16 protein-coding genes, 2 tRNA genes and 3 rRNA genes are annotated in these 24,141 nt (G+C 43.8%); 5 read left to right on the top strand and 16 right to left on the bottom strand.

What is annotated here, in order from left to right:
* Nucleotides 1–4 precede the first annotated feature (4 nt).
* From yiiM to sodA, 4 genes are all read right to left on the bottom strand, one after another.
* Nucleotides 5–685 (bottom strand): 6-hydroxyaminopurine reductase, encoded by a 681-nt coding sequence (yiiM, locus tag M1E93_RS00370; RefSeq protein WP_004916078.1) that lies wholly within the window; start codon nt 683–685, stop codon nt 5–7.
* Between the two features lie 71 nt (nt 686–756).
* The gene (locus tag M1E93_RS00365; protein ID WP_053110897.1) at nt 757–2,220 is read right to left on the bottom strand and encodes a J domain-containing protein; all 1,464 of its coding nucleotides are present in this window, start codon (nt 2,218–2,220) and stop codon (nt 757–759) included.
* Nucleotides 2,220–3,917, bottom strand: coding sequence for an Hsp70 family protein (locus M1E93_RS00360; RefSeq protein ID WP_014657134.1), 1,698 nt, complete (start codon nt 3,915–3,917; stop codon nt 2,220–2,222). The genes M1E93_RS00365 and M1E93_RS00360 overlap by 1 nt, the downstream gene beginning before the upstream one ends.
* Nucleotides 3,918–4,124: 207 nt before the next feature.
* Entirely contained in the window at nt 4,125–4,751 is a 627-nt protein-coding gene (gene sodA / locus M1E93_RS00355; protein WP_014657135.1) for a superoxide dismutase [Mn], read from the bottom strand.
* Nucleotides 4,752–5,174: 423 nt separating this feature from the next.
* Between sodA and acs the strand changes: the two genes are divergently transcribed.
* From acs to actP, 3 genes are all read left to right on the top strand, one after another.
* Nucleotides 5,175–7,130, top strand: a complete 1,956-nt coding sequence (gene acs, locus M1E93_RS00350; RefSeq protein ID WP_004916080.1) for an acetate--CoA ligase — start codon at nt 5,175–5,177, stop codon at nt 7,128–7,130.
* Between the two features lie 67 nt (nt 7,131–7,197).
* A complete protein-coding gene (locus M1E93_RS00345) occupies nt 7,198–7,509 on the top strand; it encodes a DUF485 domain-containing protein (RefSeq protein ID WP_004916081.1) in 312 nt (103 codons plus the stop codon).
* Nucleotides 7,506–9,155 (top strand): cation/acetate symporter ActP, encoded by a 1,650-nt coding sequence (gene actP / locus M1E93_RS00340; RefSeq protein WP_004916106.1) that lies wholly within the window; start codon nt 7,506–7,508, stop codon nt 9,153–9,155. The genes M1E93_RS00345 and actP overlap by 4 nt, the downstream gene beginning before the upstream one ends.
* 78 nt (nt 9,156–9,233) lie before the next feature.
* Here actP and M1E93_RS00335 read toward each other — a convergent pair whose 3' ends face one another.
* From M1E93_RS00335 to M1E93_RS00310, 6 genes are all read right to left on the bottom strand, one after another.
* The gene (locus M1E93_RS00335) at nt 9,234–9,662 is read right to left on the bottom strand and encodes a hypothetical protein (RefSeq protein ID WP_014657136.1); all 429 of its coding nucleotides are present in this window, start codon (nt 9,660–9,662) and stop codon (nt 9,234–9,236) included.
* Nucleotides 9,663–10,057: 395 nt separating this feature from the next.
* Nucleotides 10,058–10,173 (bottom strand): 5S ribosomal RNA (gene rrf / locus M1E93_RS00330).
* A 130-nt stretch (nt 10,174–10,303) separates the two neighbouring features.
* Nucleotides 10,304–13,314: ribosomal RNA gene (locus M1E93_RS00325) — 23S ribosomal RNA — on the bottom strand.
* 325 nt (nt 13,315–13,639) lie between these two features.
* Nucleotides 13,640–13,715, bottom strand: a tRNA-Ala gene (locus tag M1E93_RS00320).
* A 180-nt stretch (nt 13,716–13,895) separates the two neighbouring features.
* Nucleotides 13,896–13,972: transfer RNA gene (locus tag M1E93_RS00315), tRNA-Ile, on the bottom strand.
* Between the two features lie 64 nt (nt 13,973–14,036).
* Nucleotides 14,037–15,575 (bottom strand): 16S ribosomal RNA (locus M1E93_RS00310).
* Together the 16S, 23S and 5S rRNA genes with 2 tRNA genes alongside form the textbook arrangement of a ribosomal RNA operon.
* Nucleotides 15,576–16,088: 513 nt before the next feature.
* Here M1E93_RS00310 and M1E93_RS00305 point away from each other — a divergent pair.
* Together M1E93_RS00305 and mdtD are read left to right on the top strand one after the other, a co-directional pair.
* Nucleotides 16,089–16,787, top strand: coding sequence for a FadR/GntR family transcriptional regulator (locus M1E93_RS00305; RefSeq protein ID WP_004923944.1), 699 nt, complete (start codon nt 16,089–16,091; stop codon nt 16,785–16,787).
* Nucleotides 16,788–16,836: 49 nt separating this feature from the next.
* Nucleotides 16,837–18,243, top strand: a complete 1,407-nt coding sequence (mdtD, locus tag M1E93_RS00300; protein WP_004923945.1) for a multidrug transporter subunit MdtD — start codon at nt 16,837–16,839, stop codon at nt 18,241–18,243.
* On the opposite strand, the gene rbsR is transcribed toward mdtD, so the two are convergent.
* The 6 genes from rbsR to rbsD all read right to left on the bottom strand — a co-directional run bounded on the left by rbsR (nt 18,240) and on the right by rbsD (nt 24,071).
* Nucleotides 18,240–19,241: a ribose operon transcriptional repressor RbsR gene (rbsR, locus tag M1E93_RS00295; RefSeq protein WP_014657138.1), complete on the bottom strand. Its 1,002-nt coding sequence runs from the start codon at nt 19,239–19,241 to the stop codon at nt 18,240–18,242. The genes mdtD and rbsR overlap by 4 nt on opposite strands.
* Nucleotides 19,242–19,244: 3 nt before the next feature.
* Nucleotides 19,245–20,174, bottom strand: a complete 930-nt coding sequence (rbsK, locus tag M1E93_RS00290) for a ribokinase (RefSeq protein ID WP_004923951.1) — start codon at nt 20,172–20,174, stop codon at nt 19,245–19,247.
* Nucleotides 20,175–20,255: 81 nt separating this feature from the next.
* Nucleotides 20,256–21,146 carry a ribose ABC transporter substrate-binding protein RbsB gene (gene rbsB, locus M1E93_RS00285; RefSeq protein WP_014657139.1) on the bottom strand — a complete coding sequence of 297 codons (891 nt, stop codon included), beginning with the start codon at nt 21,144–21,146 and terminating at the stop codon, nt 20,256–20,258.
* A 24-nt stretch (nt 21,147–21,170) separates the two neighbouring features.
* The gene (rbsC, locus tag M1E93_RS00280; protein WP_004923956.1) at nt 21,171–22,133 is read right to left on the bottom strand and encodes a ribose ABC transporter permease; all 963 of its coding nucleotides are present in this window, start codon (nt 22,131–22,133) and stop codon (nt 21,171–21,173) included.
* Nucleotides 22,130–23,644 (bottom strand): ribose ABC transporter ATP-binding protein RbsA, encoded by a 1,515-nt coding sequence (rbsA, locus tag M1E93_RS00275; protein WP_060560762.1) that lies wholly within the window; start codon nt 23,642–23,644, stop codon nt 22,130–22,132. Before rbsA ends, rbsC begins: the two co-directional genes overlap by 4 nt.
* A 7-nt stretch (nt 23,645–23,651) precedes the next feature.
* Complete coding sequence (gene rbsD / locus M1E93_RS00270) at nt 23,652–24,071, bottom strand: D-ribose pyranase (RefSeq protein WP_004923960.1); 420 nt, start codon at nt 24,069–24,071, stop codon at nt 23,652–23,654.
* Between the last annotated feature and the right edge of the window lie 70 nt (nt 24,072–24,141).

Here is a 24,141-nt window from a genome sequence, read left to right as displayed (position 1 = left end):
AATATCAGCCTCGCTTACCAAATAAGCGATGGCTGAACTCTTCAATACGGCGATGCTCAAGCCTATTTTGCATCGTCAGGCTCCAACTTGCAGACAGCCCCGCGGCTCCTAGCAAACGTTGATATAACTCTTCATCGAATGGGGCATGAAAAGCGATCATAATCGCTTCTTGAACAGAAATATCGCTATTACGACTTAAAAGGGTGATCGGTGTTGCGGCACTGACTGACCCCGTCTTTATCACTCGATACAACCAACCACAACGACCATTTTCTTGCATTATTTGAGCAAAGTTTTCAACGCCTGTCAGGCCATTGAGCTTATAGCATGGCGAGCGTGGTTGGGTGACTTGAATACGAGCATCACCCCAAGCATAAATATCACCAATAAAGACATTCTCTTCTGTCATACCTTGAGTCGAGATATTTTCACCAAACGCTGGTGGCGTAAAAAGAGATTCAAGTTCAGGATAAGCATTAGCCCAGAATTGATAGTGCTCTGCCGGATAATGGCATAGCGCCCGATCAGGGCCACCATGAAAGCGTTTTTCAGCTTGCTCATCTCCCTCAAGCCCTAATTGCCCTAATGGCAACGGCCCATCCACTTGACGCTTATGAATAGCGCTCTGACCACAATCTAATGTGGCTTTGACTTCGCCGATATAGACTTGAGGATGAATTTGCATTGCGATTACACCTTTATCGTGGCTTTAAATTCAATGAACTCATCATTATCACGTTGAACGAGCATCAGAGTTCAATTTACTAGAAATTCTGTAAAATACTTCAATAAGTTATGCATAGCACTATAATAAATCAAATAGATAATAACTAACCAAACGAGTGAAAACCATGAAAACTTAAAGTACTCCAAAAATTTCCATGGACTCGCAAACACCCGATACATCATTATGCCCGGTCTGCGTATACTAGGTTTATCTTTCGGCCATGCATACCAAAAAAGCCACATAAGAATAAAAATCACCATCGCTTGTGCACCATGTGCAGGCCCAATATCCAAGCCAGTGATAAAGAATAAGAGTACCTCAGACAGACCAAGAAAAAAGATCAGGATAACGAATAACGTTATAAAAAATTCACTGACCAAAAATACAGTGAATGCTTTTTTCCTAGAATGAAGCCCAAACATAATCAGGTCATTGAAAAATAAATAGAATAAAATAATCACACCAGCAACTATTGCCACGCCGCTATTAACATCAGGCTGAGTAGCAACCATGTTCAATAACAATCCCCAAAAAATACATAAGAAGACCCCGCGCCAGTTGAACGCTAGCCTAGGCTGCTGTATGAAAGATAAAATAGCAGGGTTAAATTTATCCTTTAGCTCTGGGTATTCACTGGTTCGTTGTTTCACTTGCTCAGCGATTTGAGGGATCAATCCAGGTATCAAGCGAACTTTATAAGAAACTTTCTCATTTTTACTCGTCAGTACACGTAAAGATTGAGAAACGATATAGTCTCCATGGACAGCATCAATCTGACACTGCTTCCATGCTCGAGCCACCTCAGTCTGGCGTAGCTGTTCAGTTAATGCGTTTTGAATATAAAACGGGATAATTTGCTCTGAGTTATATTCATCAAGCCGCCAGCCTAATAGAGACGAAACATGTTCCACAACAGCTTCGGTTAAACCTTCTTGCTCTGATAATGCCCACGCAAAATCTTGATGAAATTGCTGATGTGTCTGCAAACTGCCTTTTTGAGAGACGTTTTCCCACAATTCAACTAATTCACGTTTTGCCGCGTTTTCATCAATAATAAACAGCTTCGCGAGCCAATCAATTAACTCTTGGGTATAAGCTGTTTCAACAACCGGTAATTCATTAATCGATGGTTGATAATCATCTAACAACACATCTGAAAATGGGTAAGTAATCTGAATTTCAGACAGCTCTTGCTGTTGTTGATCATCATTAACGGCTTCTTCATTAACAGCCTCTTGGTGTAAGAGGCTTTCTAAATGAGGCACATCAACGTCTATATTCGCCTGCTCTTCAACATATTCATCATCGGCAGATTCATCATCATAAATAGCGTAAGCGGCATATCTTTTTGCCTCCTCAAAAGCTTCACGTAATTGTTGATACTCTTCAGGGTGGCTATCGGGTCGATATTTTTTTACCTGCCGCGCATAAGCACGCCGAATTTCCTTTTCATCGTTTGTTTGAGTGATTCCCAATGTTTGCCATATACTCATTAATGCGAGTCTCCCTCATAGCGACTCAAAAATTGTTCCACTTGTTGACGAATGGCCGCAATACGGCGTGGATCTTGGCTATCGAGCGCTCTTTCAAACTCCGTTGTGACTTGATCCATCCAATAGCGATCCTCACCCAGTAAAAACTCATATAACCGAGCACAGCGTGACAATAACACGCGATTCTCTTTTCTATCCCTCGGATGCTGTTTTAAATCAGCAATTTTTAATAAGCTTTGTTCGATTTGCGCTTCATTCATTTGCCCCGGAACTTTCTCTATCACTAGCCGAAACACCTCAGGGTTACCTTGATAACGACACTCAACTTCTAGTAATCCATCAACGGTATAGGTAAACCGGACATCAATATCCACTTCTCCAGCAGGCTTCTGAGGGATATCAATCGCCATCTCCCCCAAAAATACGTTATCTTGGACGCGACGCGCTTCCCCCTGATAAATCTTTAATAAAATCATTTTTTGGTTATCTTCAATCGTGCTGACCGTTTGCATCTTGCTCACAGGTAAAAAGGTATTTCGCTCAATTAAAGGTAAAAAATAACCCGAATCATAATGGGTTCCGTTTCTTTTTGAGGTTTCAATCCCCAAAGAAAATGGCATTACGTCGGTTAAAATAACATCATCAAGGGCTGTATCTGCCATCACCATACCCGCTTGAACCCCTGCACCTAATGCAACGGCTTCATCTGGATTAAGGTCATGGCGAGGAAAACGTCCAAACAGACGCGCTACCGTTTGTCGGATAAGTGGCATTCGTGTTGCACCACCAACTAATAAGATGTCGTCCAAATCATTAAGAGTAAAACGAGAATCATGCAAAGCCTGCAAAATAGGTTGTTGCAATCGTGCTAATAAAGATTGACAACAAGAAGCTAGCTCCTGATCTGTCATTGTCCAATGCCAATCCTGATCATTCCACCGTAGCGAAGCCGTCGCTTCATTGCTTTGACCTAATGCGATTTTTAATGTTTCTGCTTGTTTGAGTAATTCCGCGCGAATATCTGCTTGGGCTTCTTTCAGTTCAGGATGCTGCTTTAACATCCACAGATAAATAGCTTCACTGAAATCATCACCGCCTAAACGGACATCGCCACTACTCGCGCAAACCTCAATAACGCCTTCAAACATATCAATTATCGAAACATCAAACGTTCCCCCACCAAGGTCAAAGGTTAGGTATTTGTGTTCTTTGTTTTCGAGTAACCCAAAGGCCAACGATGCCGCAGTAGGTTCATTCAATAACCTTAAAACATTTAGCCCAGCGAGTTGTCCCGCTGTTTTAACCGCCCGACGCTGAACATCATTAAAATAAGCAGGAACCGTGATCACTGCATCTTTAACGGGGTAACCAAGCCAAGCTTCAACATCCTCTTTTAATTGCCGTAATAATAAAGCAGAAAGCTCCTCAGCCCGAAAAGTCAGAGAGCCTAATGATAACGTTGCGTCCGTGCCCATAAAGCGCTTAAAGCTGGCTTGGGTTAAATGGGGGTGACTCTGTAGACGTTCACGAGCGAATTTTCCGACCAAGATCTGGTCATCATCATCAAGAGCAACAACAGATGGCGTTAAAACATCACCTTGTTTATTGGGTACTAATACCGCTCGCCCTTCAATCCATAAACTCACTGCACTATTACTGGTCCCAAGATCAATCCCCATAACCATGTCAGCCGCCATATTATCTCCCTTATCATTCACTTTATTGAATTATTACTGGATAGAATATCAATCTGTTTTTTGTACTTATGAGACACATTATGAACAAAACACAAGATATTAAAACGAGACAAAGCTGAGATTAATAGAAAAAAGAAAAAGAGAGGCATAAAAAAAGCGCAACCCCAAAAGGGTTACGCCCATCTAATTATCATTTAATTTAATGAATTATTTAGTTTTTTCTGCAAAACGTTTTGCAGCTTCATCCCAGTTAACGACTGACCAGAATGCTTTGATGTAGTCAGGACGACGGTTTTGATATTTCAGATAATAAGCGTGTTCCCAAACATCAAGGCCAATAATTGGGTAACCTGAAGTACCAGAAATCGCTTCACCCATCAGAGGGCTGTCTTGGTTAGCTGTAGAAACAACCGCTAGCTTACCGTCATCTTTTAGAACTAGCCATGCCCAGCCAGAACCAAAACGAGAAGCTGCTGCTTTCTCAAATTGTTCTTTGAAAGCGTCAACACTACCAAAATCACGCTCGATAGCTGCTTTCAGATCACCGCTTAGTTCAGTACCTAATTTTAGGCCTTTCCAGAACAGGCTGTGGTTTGAGTGACCACCAGCATTGTTACGAACAAAAGTACGTTGATCAGCAGGAACTTTATCCAATTGTTGGATCAGATCATCAATGTCTAGGTTAGCCAGTTCAGGTAATTTTTCTAACGCAGTGTTAGTGTTGTTAACGTAGGTTTGATGATGCTTGGTGTGATGGATTTCCATTGTTTGCTTATCGAAATGAGGTTCCAGCGCATCATAAGCATAAGGTAAAGCAGGTAATGTATAGCTCATTGTATTTGTCTCCAGTGACTTATTGACATATACCTCTATATCTCTCACTCAATGCCAAGACACATAGGGTATACACTTCAGAAACTTCACACCTTGTGAGTCGGTATCAATTATAGTTATTTTACTGTTAATGAAAATCATTATCAAACCCATGATATTTATATGGTCTTTCTCATCAACTATCATTGTTGATTTATTTAGCAACTAATACCAATATCGCCCTGCTTTGTTTTTCTTTAATTCTACCCTTATACAGATAATCAGATGATTAATCTAATTGACGATTTCGCATCAAATGATAATCCTGTTAAATCCATTACAATTAATACGTGATCTCCCGCTCAAAAGAAAAACAAATTTATATTTCCTGCTTTAGTTAACCATTTTTTGACATAGTATTAACATCTGCAAGGAGATAAAAATATGACTCAAATAACTAAGCATCCCGTTACTGCTGAAATTGCAGAAAATGCCCTGATAAACGAGCAACAGTACAACAATGAGTATCAACTCTCTATTCAAGACCCTGAAACGTTTTGGGGGGAGAAAGGAAAGGTTGTTGATTGGATTAAGCCGTATACCCGAGTAAAAAACACCTCCTTCGATCCTGGCCATATCAGCATTCGCTGGTTTGAAGATGGCACCCTTAACTTAAGCGCTAACTGTTTAGATCGTCATCTGGCAGATAAGGGCGATCAAACCGCAATCATATGGGAAGGTGATGACCCTTCTCAATCAAAAAATGTCACTTACCGTGAACTGCATCATGATGTTAGTCAGTTCGCTAACGTATTAAAACAACATGGTATTCGTAAAGGCGATGTTGTCGCGATTTACATGCCAATGGTGGTTGAAGCTGCCGTCGCAATGTTAGCTTGTGCTCGCATTGGGGCGATTCATACTGTTATCTTTGCTGGCTTCTCTCCAGAAGCGGTATCGGGTCGTGTTATCGACTGTAAAGCAAAACTGATTATTACAGCCGATGAAGGCCTACGTGCTGGCCGCTCAATACCTCTCAAGAAAAACGTTGATGACGCATTAACCAATGCCAATGTCACCACCGTTAAGAATGTCATTGTCTACCGTCGTACTGGGAATGTTCCAAGCTGGGTAGAAGGGCGTGACCTATGGTGGCACGATGTGATTGATGGCGTCAGCGCCGACTGCCCACCTGAAGAAATGAACGCAGAAGACCCATTATTCATTCTGTATACTTCAGGCTCAACAGGTAAACCAAAAGGTGTACTGCATACTACTGGCGGTTATTTAGTCTATGCAACACTCACCTTTAAATATACTTTCGACTACCATCCCGGTGAAGTGTATTGGTGTACTGCCGATGTTGGCTGGGTAACGGGTCACAGCTATTTGTTATATGGCCCTCTATCTAATGGTGCCAAAACATTGATGTTTGAAGGCGTGCCTAACTACCCTGCGGTCAATCGCATGAGCCAAGTGGTTGATAAGCACCAAGTTAATATCCTGTATACCGCGCCGACTGCTATCCGCGCCCTAATGGCTGAAGGTGATAAAGCCATTGAAGGCACCAACCGTAGCTCGTTGCGTATCCTAGGATCCGTTGGTGAACCTATCAACCCTGAAGCATGGGAATGGTTCTATAAGAAGATTGGTGATAGTCGTTGCCCAATTGTTGATACATGGTGGCAAACAGAAACTGGCGGCTTTATGATCACTCCGCTGCCGGGAGCGACCATGCTAAAACCAGGCTCAGCAACGTTACCTTTCTTCGGGGTTCGTCCTGCTCTTGTTGATAATCTTGGGGAACCATTAGAAGGTGCAACAGAGGGTAACCTCGTCATTGTTGATTCATGGCCTGGTCAAGCACGTACCTTATTTGGTGACCACGAGCGTTTTGAGCAAACCTACTTTTCTACTTTTAAAGGTATGTATTTCAGTGGCGATGGTGCTCGCCGCGATGAAGATGGCTATTTCTGGATCACGGGCCGTGTTGATGATGTATTAAATATTTCCGGTCACCGCCTAGGTACTGCTGAAATTGAATCTGCATTAGTTGCACACCCAAAAATTGCAGAAGCAGCCGTTGTTGGTATTCCTCATAATATTAAGGGGCAAGCTATCTATGCTTATGTCACCTTAATTTCGGGGGAAGAGCCTTCACCTGAGCTATATACCGAAGTTCGTAATTGGGTTCGAAAAGAAATCGGTCCAATTGCAACACCTGATGTTCTACACTGGACGGACTCTTTACCTAAAACCCGCTCCGGTAAGATCATGCGCCGTATCCTACGTAAAATTGCCTCAGGAGATACTAGTAACTTAGGAGATACTTCCACACTGGCAGATCCTGGCGTTGTCGAAAAACTACTCGAAGAAAAACAATCAATGAGTATGTCATAAGCCTGAAGGTCGCCTTTATGGCGACCTTACATACATTCCAATAAGACGATAACAGAGGAGAATTCTGATGAATGCTACTGCTTATCAAGAGGTAGAGAATAACCCTCGCTTTAAAGAATTGGTAAGGAAACGCGGTCGATTTTCATGGTTGTTGTCAGCTATCACATTAATATTGTATGTCGGTTTTATCTTTCTTATTGCTTTTAACCCAAGTTGGCTTGGAACGCCGATTAGTGAAGGATCCTATATCACACGAGGTATACCTATTGGTGTAGGATTGATTGTCATCTCTTTCTTATTAACTGGCCTATATGTTATTCGGGCAAATGGTGAATACGACCGTTTAACGGCTGAAATCTTAAAAGAGGTGCAAAAATGATAAAACTCCTTCCTCTCATCTTACTTTTCGCCTCTTCAGCCGCATTTTCTGATGCACTGACAGGGGATGTCGAGCGGCAACCTGTGAATATTCAAGCCATTATCATGTTCTTGTTATTCGTCGGGTTTACTCTCTATATTACTTATTGGGCATCTAAAAGAACACGTTCTCGCTCAGACTACTACACCGCAGGCGGTAAAATTACAGGTTTTCAAAATGGGATGGCCATTGCGGGTGACTTTATGTCCGCAGCCTCATTCTTAGGTATTTCAGCACTGGTTTACACCTCCGGTTATGATGGCTTGATCTACTCTATCGGCTTCTTAATTGGCTGGCCTATTATTCTTTTCTTAATTGCTGAACGCTTACGTAACCTCGGTCGTTATACCTTCGCCGATGTTGCGTCATATCGATTAAAACAAAGACCAATACGGATACTGTCTGCCGTTGGCTCTCTTGTTGTCGTTGCACTCTACCTCATTGCACAAATGGTTGGTGCAGGGAAGTTGATCGAACTACTGTTTGGTCTTAATTACCATGTTGCCGTCGTAATTGTAGGTATTTTGATGGTGTTATACGTCCTATTTGGTGGAATGTTAGCCACTACATGGGTACAAATCATCAAAGCAATTCTCTTATTAGCAGGCGCAACATTTATGGCCGTAATGGTCATGAAACATGTTGGTTTCAATTTCAATACCCTATTTAAAGAAGCCGTCGAAGTACATAAAAATGGCATTGCCATTATGAGCCCAGGAGGATTAGTTTCAGATCCTATATCGGCTTTATCACTTGGGCTAGCGCTGATGTTTGGTACAGCAGGGCTACCTCATATCATTATGCGTTTCTTTACGGTCAGTGACGCGAAAGAAGCTCGTAAGAGTGTGTTCTATGCAACAGGTTTCATTGGCTACTTCTATATTTTAACTTTCATTATCGGTTTTGGTGCGATTGTTCTTGTTAGTGCAAACCCTGACTTTAAAGATGCAGCAGGCAAATTGATCGGTGGAACAAACATGGCCGCCGTACACCTTGCAGATGCCGTCGGAGGGAACTTCTTCCTTGGCTTTATTTCTGCTGTTGCTTTCGCCACGATATTAGCTGTTGTTGCGGGGCTAACACTCGCCGGCGCCTCAGCGGTTTCCCATGACCTTTATGCCATGGCAATCAAAGACGGTAAGGCAAATGAAAAAGAGGAGTTACGTGTATCCAAAATTACGGTAGTGATCTTAGGCTTTGTTGCTATCGGGTTAGGTATTTTGTTCGAAAACCAAAATATCGCCTTCATGGTAGGCCTCGCATTCTCTATCGCTGCAAGCTGTAACTTCCCTATCATCCTGTTATCGATGTATTGGAAGAAATTAACAACACGTGGTGCCTTAGCAGGCGGATGGTTAGGACTTATTACCGCCGTTGTGCTGATGATATTAGGGCCAACTATTTGGGTAAGCATCTTACATCATGAGAAACCTATCTATCCTTATGAGTATCCTGCATTCTTCTCGATGATAGTGGCATTTGTCGCTTCTTGGTTATTCTCTATCACAGATAACTCAGAAAGAGGCAAATTCGAGAGAGAACGCTTTAGAGAGCAATTTGTACGTTCACAAATTGGCTTAGGTATTGAGCAAGGTAAATCTCACTAACCCTTAATATTACCTCTAGAAAGAAACATAAAAAAGCGGCTCTTAATAAGCCGCTTTTTTAATCTGTATAAAACCACGTTACCTCGCATAAGTCATTTTTTCAGTGTTTACCCACTCATCAACTAACTCAAAAAAGCGTGCTGGTTGGTTTTTTACTTCGACTTTAAAGTTCTCAAACTCAGATTTGTTATTAGGTACATACATTGATAATAATATATTTAACGATATTTCTTTGTTCGCAAATTTCTGGCTAATATTAAATGCCTTATAGAGGATCGCCGCCAATACAAAACTAACCACTGCTATACCAGCCATAGCAGCAAAACTGTAATCTATGTGTAGAAGCTGGCGAGCCTCATTCAGTAGTAAGAAAGGCGTAAAAAACATCACCAGCAGAGATAAGATAATTGCCCCATCTTGACCATTGTTGAATTCGTGTTCCTTTTGCTTATTAACGGCAACAATATCCCTAAATATTTGGCTATTAACAGATTTTATATTCTTCATTATATTCACCTTGATAAACAAGCGCATTATCGTGTGTAAAAATCATTCATAACAACTAATTAAGTTACTTATTGATAGTATATGTTTAACTTTTTGCAACATCAATTTAACATTTGTTATCTATTTTAATGGGAAAGTATCTTAAGAAGAGTAGGTAAATAGAAGATATAGAACAACAAACCCGATGATCACAAAACCGTGTTTATGGCCTATCTATTGATATTAAAAGTAAAGTTGAAAAATGATCTAACTTAAACGGATTTTATTTAACATTTAAACAAATTAATTTATAAAAAATTAATTATTAAAGTTATAAAGCTTGCTTATCGATACTCATTACCTTTTTCCCAAACGCAAAAAAGCCACCCGATGGGTGGCTTTCTCACTGATTTGATGTCTGGCAGTTCCCTACTCTCACATGGGGAGACCCCACACTACCATCGGCGCTACGGCGTTTCACTGCTGAGTTCGGCATGGGGTCAGGTGGGACCACCGCGCTATTGCCGCCAGACAAATTCGGTTTCGTTCCCGTTTGCGTCGACACCGCAAACCAGAACTGCAATCTTGAACAAGCTGATTTCTCGCACCACTCTATCTCGTGCACTTCAACAATCGTCTCTCTAAAACACCTTCGGTGTTGTCAGGTTAAGCCTCACGGTTCATTAGTACTGGTTAGCTCAACGTATCGCTACGCTTACACACCCAGCCTATCAACGTCTTCGTCTTAAACGTTCCTTTAGGACCCTTAAAGAGTCAGGGAAGACTCATCTCAAGGCAAGTTTCCCGCTTAGATGCTTTCAGCGGTTATCTCTTCCGCACTTAGCTACCGGGCAGTGCCATTGGCATGACAACCCGAACACCAGCGGTGCGTCCACTCCGGTCCTCTCGTACTAGGAGCAGCCCCTTTCAATCTTCCAACGCCCACGGCAGATAGGGACCGAACTGTCTCACGACGTTCTAAACCCAGCTCGCGTACCACTTTAAATGGCGAACAGCCATACCCTTGGGACCTACTTCAGCCCCAGGATGTGATGAGCCGACATCGAGGTGCCAAACACCGCCGTCGATATGAACTCTTGGGCGGTATCAGCCTGTTATCCCCGGAGTACCTTTTATCCGTTGAGCGATGGCCCTTCCATTCAGAACCACCGGATCACTAAGACCTACTTTCGTACCTGCTCGAGCCGTCACTCTCGCAGTCAAGCTGGCTTATGCCTTTGCACTAACCGCATGATGTCCGACCATGCTTAGCCAACCTTCGTGCTCCTCCGTTACGCTTTGGGAGGAGACCGCCCCAGTCAAACTACCCACCAGACACTGTCCGCACCCCAGATTATGGGGCTACGTTAGAACATCAAACATTAAAGGGTGGTATTTCAAGGTTGGCTCCATGCAGACTGGCGTCCACACTTCAAAGCCTCCCACCTATCCTACACATCAAGGCTCAATGTTCAGTGTCAAGCTATAGTAAAGGTTCACGGGGTCTTTCCGTCTTGCCGCGGGTACACTGCATCTTCACAGCGAGTTCAATTTCACTGAGTCTCGGGTGGAGACAGCCTGGCCATCATTACGCCATTCGTGCAGGTCGGAACTTACCCGACAAGGAATTTCGCTACCTTAGGACCGTTATAGTTACGGCCGCCGTTTACTGGGGCTTCGATCAAGAGCTTCTCCTTACGGATAACCCCATCAATTAACCTTCCAGCACCGGGCAGGCGTCACACCGTATACGTCCACTTTCGTGTTTGCACAGTGCTGTGTTTTTAATAAACAGTTGCAGCCAGCTGGTATCTGCGACTGGCTTCAGCTCCATGGGTAAACCACTTCACCTAATGCCAGCGTGCCTTCTCCCGAAGTTACGGCACCATTTTGCCTAGTTCCTTCACCCGAGTTCTCTCAAGCGCCTGAGTATTCTCTACCTGACCACCTGTGTCGGTTTGGGGTACGATTAATGATAATCTAGAGCTTAGAGGCTTTTCCTGGAAGCGGGGCATGAGCTACTTCGCCACCGTAGTGACTCGTCATCAGACCTCAGTGTATAGCGAACCGGATTTGCCTAATTCGCCCACCTACATCCTTAAACCGGGACAACCGTCGCCCGGCCAGCCTAGCCTTCTCCGTCCCCCCATCGCAATTATCACCAGTACAGGAATATTAACCTGTTTCCCATCGACTACGCATTTCTGCCTCGCCTTAGGGGTCGACTCACCCTGCCCCGATTAACGTTGGACAGGAACCCTTGGTCTTCCGGCGTGCGGGTTTTTCACCCGCATTATCGTTACTTATGTCAGCATTCGCACTTCTGATACCTCCAGCATGCCTCGCAGCACACCTTCACAGGCTTACAGAACGCTCCCCTACCCAACAACATTTACATGTCGCTGCCGCAGCTTCGGTGCATGGTTTAGCCCCGTTACATCTTCCGCGCAGGCCGACTCGACCAGTGAGCTATTACGCTTTCTTTAAATGATGGCTGCTTCTAAGCCAACATCCTGGCTGTCTGAGCCTTCCCACTTCGTTTCCCACTTAACCATGACTTTGGGACCTTAGCTGGCGGTCTGGGTTGTTTCCCTCTTCACGACGAACGTTAGCACCCGCCGTGTGTCTCCCGTGATAACATTCTTCGGTATTCGTAGTTTGCATCGGGTTGGTAAGTCGGGATGACCCCCTAGCCGAAACAGTGCTCTACCCCCGAAGATGAGTTCACGAGGCGCTACCTAAATAGCTTTCGGGGAGAACCAGCTATCTCCCGGTTTGATTGGCCTTTCACCCCCAGCCACAAGTCATCCGCTAATTTTTCAACATTAGTCGGTTCGGTCCTCCAGTTAGTGTTACCCAACCTTCAACCTGCCCATGGCTAGATCACCGGGTTTCGGGTCTATACCCTGCAACTATTCGCCCAGTTAAGACTCGGTTTCCCTACGGCTCCCCTATTCGGTTAACCTTGCTACAGAATATAAGTCGCTGACCCATTATACAAAAGGTACGCAGTCACCCCACCACTAAGCCCCCTTTGCTTGATTTTTTGGGTTGGGCGTCACAAAGGACGTTCCGCCAACCGCCATCAAGTAAGGATGACGCTGTGATGACTCACCACTGGCTTAGTGGTGGGGCTCCCACTGCTTGTACGTACACGGTTTCAGGTTCTATTTCACTCCCCTCGCCGGGGTTCTTTTCGCCTTTCCCTCACGGTACTGGTTCACTATCGGTCAATCAGGAGTATTTAGCCTTGGAGGATGGTCCCCCCATATTCAGACAGGATAACACGTGTCCCGCCCTACTCATCGAGTTCACAACACCAACACCTTCGGATACGGGGCTATCACCCTTTATTGCCGGCCTTTCCAGACCGTTCTCCTGATGCTGATGCTGATTAAGACTCTGGGCTGCTCCCCGTTCGCTCGCCGCTACTAGGGGAATCTCGGTTGATTTCTTTTCCTCGGGGTACTGAGATGTTTCAGTTCCCCCGGTTCGCCTCGTTTGACTATGGATTCATCAAACGATAGTGCAACGAATTGCACTGGGTTTCCCCATTCGGACATCGTCGGTTATAACGGTTCATATCACCTTACCGACGCTTTTCGCAGATTAGCACGTCCTTCATCGCCTCTGATTGCCTAGGCATCCACCGTGTACGCTTAGTCGCTTAACCTCACAACCCGAAATTGTTTCAACGATCACCTGACTGTCATGGCTGTGCGTGGTGAACTTCTGCGTTGAGCAGTGCTCGCAATGCTCACGTACTCATGTACGCTGCGCTTGCTGCGCGCTGTCCGCCTTGAATTTCACACTGCTCGCTCATGCCACTCGTTTGAATGACCGAAAATTTCAGGTTTGAAATTTTGAGAGACTCTCACATTGTTTAAGCGATAAACAATGTGCGTTGTTTCAATTTTCAGCTTGTTCCAGATTGTTAAAGAGCATAATTATTCGCAATAGACTAAAACTAATCTATTCTGAATAATTCAAAAATATTATGGTGGAGCTAAGCGGGATCGAACCGCTGACCTCCTGCGTGCAAGGCAGGCGCTCTCCCAGCTGAGCTATAGCCCCATAACAGGTTTAACAGTATCAATTAATCTCTTTGTAAGTTTCTTTACTTGGAGATCTTTTTTCTTAGGCAAGCACGTTTTTGCTATGCTTAAGTTGGTTAATTTTGTTTAGACTAGGCGTGGATTAGCGACGTTTACAATAAGTAAACGAGCTGAGCCACAACGACGTATTAACAAAATTTGGTAGGCCTGAGTGGACTTGAACCACCGACCTCACCCTTATCAGGGGTGCGCTCTAACCACCTGAGCTACAAGCCTATTGATACCGTTGACTCTTTCATCAGACAATCTGTGTGAACACTTCACAAAAACACTTCAACGGTAAGGAGGTGATCCAACCGCAGGTTCCCCTACGGTTACCTTGTTACGACTTCACCCCAGTCATGGATCACAAAGTGGTAAGCGCCCTCCCGAAGGTTAAGCTACCTACTTCTTTTGCAACCCACTCCCATGGTGTGACGGGCGGTGTGTACAAGGCCCGGGAACGTATTCACCGTAGCATTCTGATCTACGATTACTAGCGATTCCGACTTCATGGAGTCGAGTTGCAGACTCCAATCCGGACTACGACGTACTTTATGAGTTCCGCTTGCTCTCGCGAGGTCGCTTCTCTTTGTATACGCCATTGTAGCACGTGTGTAGCCCTACTCGTAAGGGCCATGATGACTTGACGTCATCCCCACCTTCCTCCGGTTTATCACCGGCAGTCTCCTTTGAGTTCCCGACCGAATCGCTGGCAACAAAGGATAAGGGTTGCGCTCGTTGCGGGACTTAACCCAACATTTCACAACACGAGCTGACGACAGCCATGCAGCACCTGTCTCAGAGTTCCCGAAGGCACTTCAGCATCTCTGCCAAATTCTCTGGATGTCAAGAGTAGGTAAGGTTCTTCGCGTTGCATCGAATTAAACCACATGCTCCACCGCTTGTGCGGGCCCCCGTCAATTCATTTGAGTTTTAACCTTGCGGCCGTACTCCCCAGGCGGTCGATTTAACGCGTTAGCTCCGGAAGCCACTCCTCTAGGGAACAACCTCCAAATCGACATCGTTTACAGCGTGGACTACCAGGGTATCTAATCCTGTTTGCTCCCCACGCTTTCGCACCTGAGCGTCAGTCTTTGTCCAGGGGGCCGCCTTCGCCACCGGTATTCCTCCACATCTCTACGCATTTCACCGCTACACATGGAATTCTACCCCCCTCTACAAGACTCTAGCTAACCAGTCTTAGATGCCATTCCCAGGTTAAGCCGGGGATTTCACATCTAACTTAATTAACCGCCTGCGTGCGCTTTACGCCCAGTAATTCCGATTAACGCTTGCACCCTCCGTATTACCGCGGCTGCTGGCACGGAGTTAGCCGGTGCTTCTTCTGTCGGTAACGTCAATCGTTGATGGTATTAACATCAACGCCTTCCTCCCGACTGAAAGTACTTTACAACCCTAGGGCCTTCTTCATACACGCGGCATGGCTGCATCAGGCTTGCGCCCATTGTGCAATATTCCCCACTGCTGCCTCCCGTAGGAGTCTGGGCCGTGTCTCAGTCCCAGTGTGGCTGATCATCCTCTCAGACCAGCTAGGGATCGTCGCCTAGGTAAGCCATTACCTTACCTACTAGCTAATCCCATATGGGTTCATCCGACAGCGCAAGGCCCGAAGGTCCCCTGCTTTGCTCCTAAGAGATTATGCGGTATTAGCCACCGTTTCCAGTAGTTATCCCCCTCTATCGGGCAGATCCCCATACATTACTCACCCGTCCGCCGCTCGTCAGCGGGAAGTAAGCTTCCCCTGTTACCGCTCGACTTGCATGTGTTAGGCCTGCCGCCAGCGTTCAATCTGAGCCATGATCAAACTCTTCAATTAAAAGCGTTTGATGCTCAAAGAATTAAACTGACTACATTCTTTCATATATGAATTAACGTGTTAGTCACTCTTCAAGACTTTAAAATCAAATATTTTTTTGATAGTGTCCTGTGAGTGCCCACACAGATTGTCTGATAAATTGTTAAAGAGCGTTGCGACTTTATCTTTCGATATTAACCAGTTAGGTCGTTGTCGCGAGGTGATGTATACTACGTTTTTTCGTGAGAAAGTCAAGCGATTATTTTCAACTTTTTCTTTCTTTTTTCACCTCTCGTTGCCACTGGTTTCTTTTCTAACCTGACCACCGAAGTGGTTTGTCGTGACAACGGATGCGCATTATAGGGAGTCAGAAAATTCTAGCAACCCTTATTTTGCATTTTCTTTTCGTTCGCGCTTTTTTTCATCAAAACGGTGATAAATCAACTAAAACAACGGTAGAATTGATTATTTCAGCAGCAATTATCCCCCAACTCACGTAATATAATTGCTCAAGGTTATGTATTGGGACTAATTATGGAATTTAGTGAGCAGCAAACTGCTTCGCAAAAAAACCTTTCTTATCTTATTGCCGAACAGCTAGGCCAAGAGATTTTGAAAGGCACTTATTTACCAAGCTCTATTCTTCCCAGTGAAATAGAGTTATCTGATAAATTCCAAGCCAGCCGCACAGCGATTAGAGAAGCGGTTAAGATGTTAGCAGCAAAAGGGATGTTACTTGCGCGTCCTCGCATTGGCACAAGAGTTATGCCTTCATCCCACTGGAATTTTTTGGATCAAGATCTGCTTAAATGGTGGATAAGCAGTGATGAACAAACGGTCGTTATTAGGCATTTTCATGTTGTAAGACTCGCGATTGAACCGCAAGCTTGCTACCTTGCCGCAAAACATGCCACAGACAAGCAAAATAATTTACTCAAAGCACTCGCCAATGAAATGCAATTATTAGAAAAGCAATTTGATAGGCAACGTTGGATAGATGTTGATCACCGTTTTCATCTAACGATTTATGAAGCTTGTGCCAATCCATTTTTGATCTCCTTTGCCAATTTATTCCGTTCTGTCTATCAATTCTATTTTGATGCGATTACAGAAAATGACGTTATTGAAGTAGACATTCATCAGCAACTGGCAAATGCCATAATAAAAGGTAATAGCGCCAAAGCGTTTGATCTCTGCTATAAGTTATTAACTATTACTGGAAAACAGACCTAACACGATAACTTTCCATGTTTGCTTTAACTTTTTATTTAATAGGTTACCGATGTTAAAAACAGCTAAAAGCATGTCAGGCCTTCCATGGATAGCCGCAATGGCATTTTTCATGCAAGCCCTTGATGCAACCATTTTGAACACGGCGCTACCTGATATCGCCAAAAGCCTCCACCATTCACCACTCGCCATGCAATCTGCGATTGTCAGTTATACATTAACAGTTGCATTATTAATTCCTGTGAGTGGATGGTTTGCAGATAGGTTCGGCACTCGTCGCATTTTTATTATCGCTGTTTCACTGTTTTCCTTTGGTTCCCTTCTTTGTGCGCTATCACCGTCATTGACATTCTTAGTCACCTCCCGCGTTATCCAAGGTATTGGTGGGGCAATGATGATGCCTGTTGCGCGCCTTGCATTGATCCGTGCCTATCCACGCAGTGAATTACTCCCAATATTAAACTTTGTTACTATCCCTGGATTAGTAGGTCCTATCTTAGGCCCTTTACTAGGCGGTGTATTAGTGACTTATGCCACATGGCATTGGATCTTCATTATCAATATTCCGATTGGTATTTTAGGGATCTTGTACGCCTTAAAATCAATGCCTGATTTTAAAATGCCAAAACGTAAGTTTGATGTTCTTGGGTTTATTCTCTTTGGCTTTGGTCTTGTCATGTTATCAGTCAGTCTGGATCTCTTTGGCGACAAGTCCTTGCCCGGTTACATTCCAGCATCCATCGTACTCGGTGGTTTTGTATGCCTATTTCTTTATGTTTTTCATGCTCGACGTATAAAACATGCCATCATTCCGCTGAATTTATTTAAAACCCGTACTTTTAGTATTGGTATTAGCGGTAATATTGCCACTCGATTAGGGACAGGAAGTATTCCATTTTTGATGCCATTAATGTTGCAGGTTGGTTTTGGCTACGAAGCGGTTATCGCCGGTATGATGATGGCTCCAATGGCTATAGGGTCAATTATCGCAAAATCAGCAGTAACTCGGATACTGACTCGCTTTGGTTATCGAAAAACACTGTTTACCGTGACGGTCATTATTAGTTTTATGATAGCTCAGTTTTCTCTCCAGACTCCGACTATGTCTATCTATTTACTGGTGATACCTCTATTTGTGCTTGGTATGGTCATGTCAACGCAATTTACTGCGATGAATACGATTTGCTTAGCTGATTTAACAGATAATAATGCCAGTGCGGGGAATAGTATGTTAGCGGTGACTCAACAGCTATCGATCAGTTTTGGTATTGCAGTCAGTGCGGCAATATTGAGCTTCTATGAAGGCTTACCACATGGGAATACTGTAGATAATTTCCATTACACCTTTATAACTATCGGTGCCATTACATTACTTTCTGCATTTGTCTTCTTGTTGTTGAAGAAAAGTGATGGTCAAAACTTAATAAAAAATAAGTCTAAACCATCAGATAAGAACTAATTTCGTTTAACGGATTGGCGCTCAACCAGTTTGGGCGTCAACACCAAAACGTTAGCGTCGGCTTCAGGGTTATCCATTCGAAAAATAAGCTGGTCGACAGCCAATTTACCCAATTCATCTTTTGGTTGATGAATCGTCGTTAATGGCGGGATCATATAAGGTGATAAGTCGATATCATCGTAGCCAATGATTGAGATATCATCAGGTACTTTCAGTCCTTTACGAAATATCGCCTGATAAGCGCCAACGGCCATGGCATCATTCCCGGCAAAAATAGCTTTAGGTGGGTTAGCAAGCGCCAACAGTTTATTCATTGAATTAAAGCCACCAGCAAATTCAAAATCACTAAAAATAATATATTCATCAGGAATATTCAGCGATGCTTGCTTCATCGCCTGCATGAAACCTTGGAAACGCGCACGTGCTGGTGATTTGTCTTGGGGGCCTGCGATGCAAGCAATTTGGGTGAACCCCGCATCAATTAAATAACGTGCGGCAATCTCCCCGCCAAGAAAAGAGTTATCTTGAATAATATCGCCATCAGACTCAAAGGGAGACCAATCCATCATCACGGTAGGCACTGCGGGATAACGGGAAAGAACCTCTTTTGATGGCCCCTGAACTTCTGTACACATCATCAGTAAACCATCAACGCGTTTCTGTAATAGTGTTTCTAAACTATGATTCATCCGCTGAAGGTCGCCTTCAGTATTACAGAGGATCAAACTATAACCACGTTCATAACAGCTGCGCTCAACCCCACGAACCACTTCTGCATAAAAAGGGTTATTACTGGTTGTTAGTAACATACCTATCGTATTAGTACGATTCATTTTTAAGCTACGAGCTAACGCCGATGGAGCATAATTTAGCTGCTCAATCGCATTTTTGACTCGTAATGTCACACTTTCGCTGACATAGCGATTTTGGTTGATGACATGAGAAACGGTGGATGTCGACACGCCAGCAAGGCGCGCAACATCTTTCATTGTTGCCACAAGCTATTCCTGTTGAGTTAAAAATGCATCGATTTCATTGCGCCATGGTACAGAGGGTTGTGCACCGGGTCGAGTTACCGCAATTGCAGCCGCTGCATGAGCGAAAACAATAGCCTCAGCATCACTTTTCCCTTCAAGTAAAGCGGTAACATAAGCGCCATTAAAGGTATCCCCTGCCGCAATTGTATCGACGGCTTTCACTTTAAATCCAGCGATAATTTTACCTGTTGAACCTTTTTCACTATACCAAACGCCTCTCGCCCCTAACGTAATCATGACTTTACTGATACCTTTATCATGCAATACTTGAGCTGCCGCTTGTGCGCTCTGATCATCTTTGACGGTAATTCCAGTCAAATGCTCCGCTTCTGTTTCATTTGGCGTAATAATATCGACTAAAGCAAGTAACGAGTCAGGAAGAGCTTGGGCAGGTGCAGGGTTTAAGATTACTTTTGTACTGTTTTTTTGTGCAATTTCCGCTGCTAACTGAACCGCTTCAATAGGGGATTCTAATTGCATCAGTACGGCATCTGCATCAATGATTTTTTGCTGATAGTGGTTCACTCTTTCTTTAGTTAAATGCGCATTGGCTCCAGCATGGATACCAATTACGTTTTCACCTTGTTGGTTTACAAAAATCAGTGCAACACCCGTTGTTTCATTATCAACGACATCAATACATTCAACATCAATATGATCATTTTTGAGCTGCGTTTTGATGCTTTGCCCAATGCTATCGTTACCGACGCAAGCAATAAATGTTATGTCAGCACCACTTCGTCCAGCAGCAACCGCCTGATTCGCACCTTTACCACCAAAAGCAACCTGATAGTGATTCCCTCTAACCGTTTCTCCCGGTTGCGGAAATTGCCCGATGTTTAGAATATGATCAGCATTGATACTACCTAAAACCACAAGTTTAGCTGCGCCCATAACATTTATTTCCTTTTGCCTTTTTTATTTTATTCGCAAATAGAACAAACCGCCGTTAAGGATAACGGCGGTTAATCTTTATTACTTTTTAACAACCAGTTCTAGTTCTACAGGTACTGTTGGCTCGACCTTTTCACCTTTCAAAACTTTATCGGCGATTTGTACACCTACAATGCCAATTTGATCAGGGCGCTGTGCAATTGTTGCGCCTAGTTTGCCCCCTTCAACCGCTTTAATACCATCATTGGTTCCATCGAACCCGACAACTAATACATCATCACGTCCTGCGGTTTGTAACGCTCTTAGCGCCCCTAATGCCATTTCATCATTTTGAGCAAATACCGCTTGCACAGTAGGATGCGCTGTCAGTAGGTTTTGCATCACGTTTAAGCCTTTTGTTCTATCGAAATCAGCAGGCTGGCTGGCTAATACATTAAATTTATGCTCTTTTGCACCGGTATTAAAACCTTCACCGCGTTCACGAGCTGCGGAAGTTCCTGTGATCCCTTCGAGTTGGATCACTTTGGCGTCGTTACCTGTTTTTTCAGCGATAAAATCTGCCGCCATCTTACCGCCCATTCGGTTATCAGAAGCGACATGACTGACTACATCACCTTTGTTAGCTGCGCGGTCTAGGGTGATAACAGGAATTTTTGCTTTATTGGCCATGATAATGGCATTCCCAACCGCATCTGAATCGGTCGGGTTAATCAACATGAGTTTAGTGCCACGAACAGTTAAATCTTGAACGTTAGCTAGCTCTTTAGCAGGGTTATCTTGAGAGTCGAGTACTATTAGTTCGTAACCTAATTTATCGGCTTCTTTTTGAGCACTATCTTTCATTGTCACAAAGAACGGGTTGTTCAGTGTGGAAATAACCAGAGCGATACTCTCTTTCGCCATCGCATTAACACTCACAGTAGCACTTAAAGCGACGGCTGATAGCAAGGTTGCGAGTTTTTTCATTTTCATAATCGTATTCCTGTAGGGTATAAGTTACTTTTTATTATCAACGAGTACGGCAAGTAAGATGACAACCGCTTTTACAATCATTTGATAGTTTGATGATATACCTAGTAAGTTTAAGCCATTATTGAGAAAACCTAAGATAAGAGCACCAATCAAAGTTCCAACAATGCGTCCTTTACCACCAGCCAGACTTGTACCGCCAAGAACAACAGCGGCAATTGCGTCAAGCTCATAACCATTACCAGCCATTGGTTGTGCTGACGACAGTCGAGCAACTTCAATAACACTCGCCAATGCCGCTAATAATCCACACAGGGCATAGACAATAATTTTAATTCTGTCGACATTAATGCCGGATAAGCGCGTCGCGGCTTCATTTCCACCCAATGCATAGATATATCGACCCAAACGGGTATGGTGTAATAGATACCATGCCGCGGCAAACACAATGATCATCAACCAAACAGGGGTCGGGATCCCGAAGGGACGACCAATACCAAACCAGCCGAAAAGATCTGCATTATCACTGAAACCTGTATTGATCGGGCTACCATCTGTATACACACGTGTCACCCCCCGCAATAACAACATCATGACTAATGTCGCAATAAAGGCTTGAACTTTACCTTTGGCGACAATCACCCCCGTACAAGCACCAATAGCAGCCCCAAGGGCTAATGCTCCCGCAACGGCGACGAAGGCATTCACATCAGCCCCCACCATCGATGCCGCAACAGCCCCTGTTAAAGCCAGTAATGAACCAACAGATAGGTCAATACCGGAGGTTAAGATCACCAACGTCATCCCCACAGCCATGATGGCGTTAACCGATGTCTGTTGCAGGATATTAAACAGGTTATTAAGGGTGAAAAAATTCGGGCTAAGGGATGAAACAATGGCAATTAACACTAATAATGCAATCAGTGATTTTTGCTCCATTAGCCATGCTTTACTGAACCAACGTTTTGAGGTTGTGGTATTCGATGTCATTCTGATAACTCCTGAACTGAGCCGTAGCTTTTGCCAACAGCGGCAGCCATTAAGACTTCTTGAGTGGCCTGTTTAGCTGAAAACTCACCGCTAATATGCCCTTCATGCATAACGAGAATGCGGTCACTCATCCCAATCACTTCTGGCATTTCAGAAGAAACTAAGATGATGCTCAGCCCTTCTTTTTTAAATTGGTTAATTAATTGATAGATCTCTTTTTTAGCCCCAACATCCACACCTCGAGTTGGTTCATCTAAAATCAGGACTTTAGGCCTTGTCATCAAACCACGCGCAATCGCGACTTTTTGCTGATTTCCTCCCGATAGGTTGCCAATAATCTGATCCATGGAAGGGGTTTTGATATTAAATAAGCGAATAAAGTCACCGACCGTCTGTTGTTCTTCTTTATGTTTAAGATTGCCGCCAGCACGACTAAAGTAACGAAGTGCTGTCAACGACATGTTCTCTTTGACGGACATGCCTAGTACTAAACCGTCACGTTTACGATCTTCCGAGATATAGACAATGCCGTTATTTAAACCATCTTGTGGCGTTTTTAATGAAATACTTTTGCCATCAAGGCGTACTTCACCTGATTTTTTTGTCGCAGCGCCGTAAATGATCTTCATTAATTCAGTACGCCCTGCTCCCATCAAACCAGAAACGCCTAGAATTTCACCGCTTCTCAATGAAAAGCAGGCATTATCGACACCAGGGCCTGATACATTTTCAACCTGTAAGCGAACCTCTCCCACCGGAACATGAATACGTGGGTATTGGTCTTCTAATTTACGGCCCACCATCATTTCAATCAGGGTTTCTTCTTCTAATTCTTTGACAGGTTTTTCACCGATAAATTGTCCATCACGAAACACGGTTACATCATCACAGATTTCAAAAATCTCTTTTAAGCGATGAGAGATATAAACAATTCCACGCCCTTGCGCTTTAAGCTCTTCAATAACTCGAAAGAGTGATGCTGTTTCCGTATCTGTGAGGGCATCCGTTGGTTCGTCCATGATGATGACTTGCGATTCAAAACTTAACACTTTCGCTATCTCAACCATTTGCTGTTCGCCAATAGAAAGCTCAGCGATCAATTGATGGCTGTCATAATCCAAGTTCAGGCGTTTTAGTAGCTTATCGGATTCACTGAACATGGTTTTCCAGTCGATTTTGCCGAATTTATTAACAAATTCGCGACCAAGGAAAATATTTTCAGCAATTGTCAGTTCAGGGATCAAATTAAGCTCTTGATGAATAATACCAATCCCTGCTTCTTGTGAATTTTTAGGGCCATGAAAGACCACTTCTTTCCCTAAATAACGGATAGCGCCAGCATCTTTACTATAGATACCTGTAAGCACTTTCATCATGGTGGATTTACCCGCACCATTTTCACCGACTAGCGCCATCACTTTTCCTGGGTAAACTTTAAGTGCAGCACCGTTTAGTGCTTTTACTCCGGGAAAAGACTTTTCAATGCCAATAAGCTCTAATAAAGGCTGCATACACACCTCAAAACGTCACACCAGAACAAAGGATCACATTAGCAAAAGGTGAACACTCCCCTGTTCTAATCACCGCTTTGCTGTCATGAGTCATTTTTTTAAAGCTTTCATGACTACAATATTCCACTGTTATTGGTTTTCCTTGGGCAAGCTCTAATGCCTGCAAATGTGCCAATATCGCATGTTCCATTTCAGGATTAACGGTCGTGATCTCGCCAGCCAAAATTGCCTTTTCAATCTGCATCTCTTGAGTAATGACACTCAATACCGACATCAAATCGGGCAAACCTTGTGTAATAGCTAAATCAATACGTTCAACCTGCTGTGGTATAGGTAACCCAGCATCAGCAATTGTGATATGGTCGGTATGACCTAACTTTGCTATCACGGATGTAATATTGGAATTAAGCAAAATACCTTTTTTCATTGTTCCCGCCGTTTCCTTATGAGCGAAACGTTTCGCTAAATCTAATCATAGATAAGAAAATGAACAACAC

The sequence above is a fragment of the Providencia sp. PROV272 genome, from assembly GCF_049901975.1.
Lineage (GTDB): Bacteria > Pseudomonadota > Gammaproteobacteria > Enterobacterales > Enterobacteriaceae > Providencia > Providencia stuartii.
Note: the sequence above shows the minus strand (reverse complement) of the source record. Positions and strands in the feature narration are given on the sequence as shown.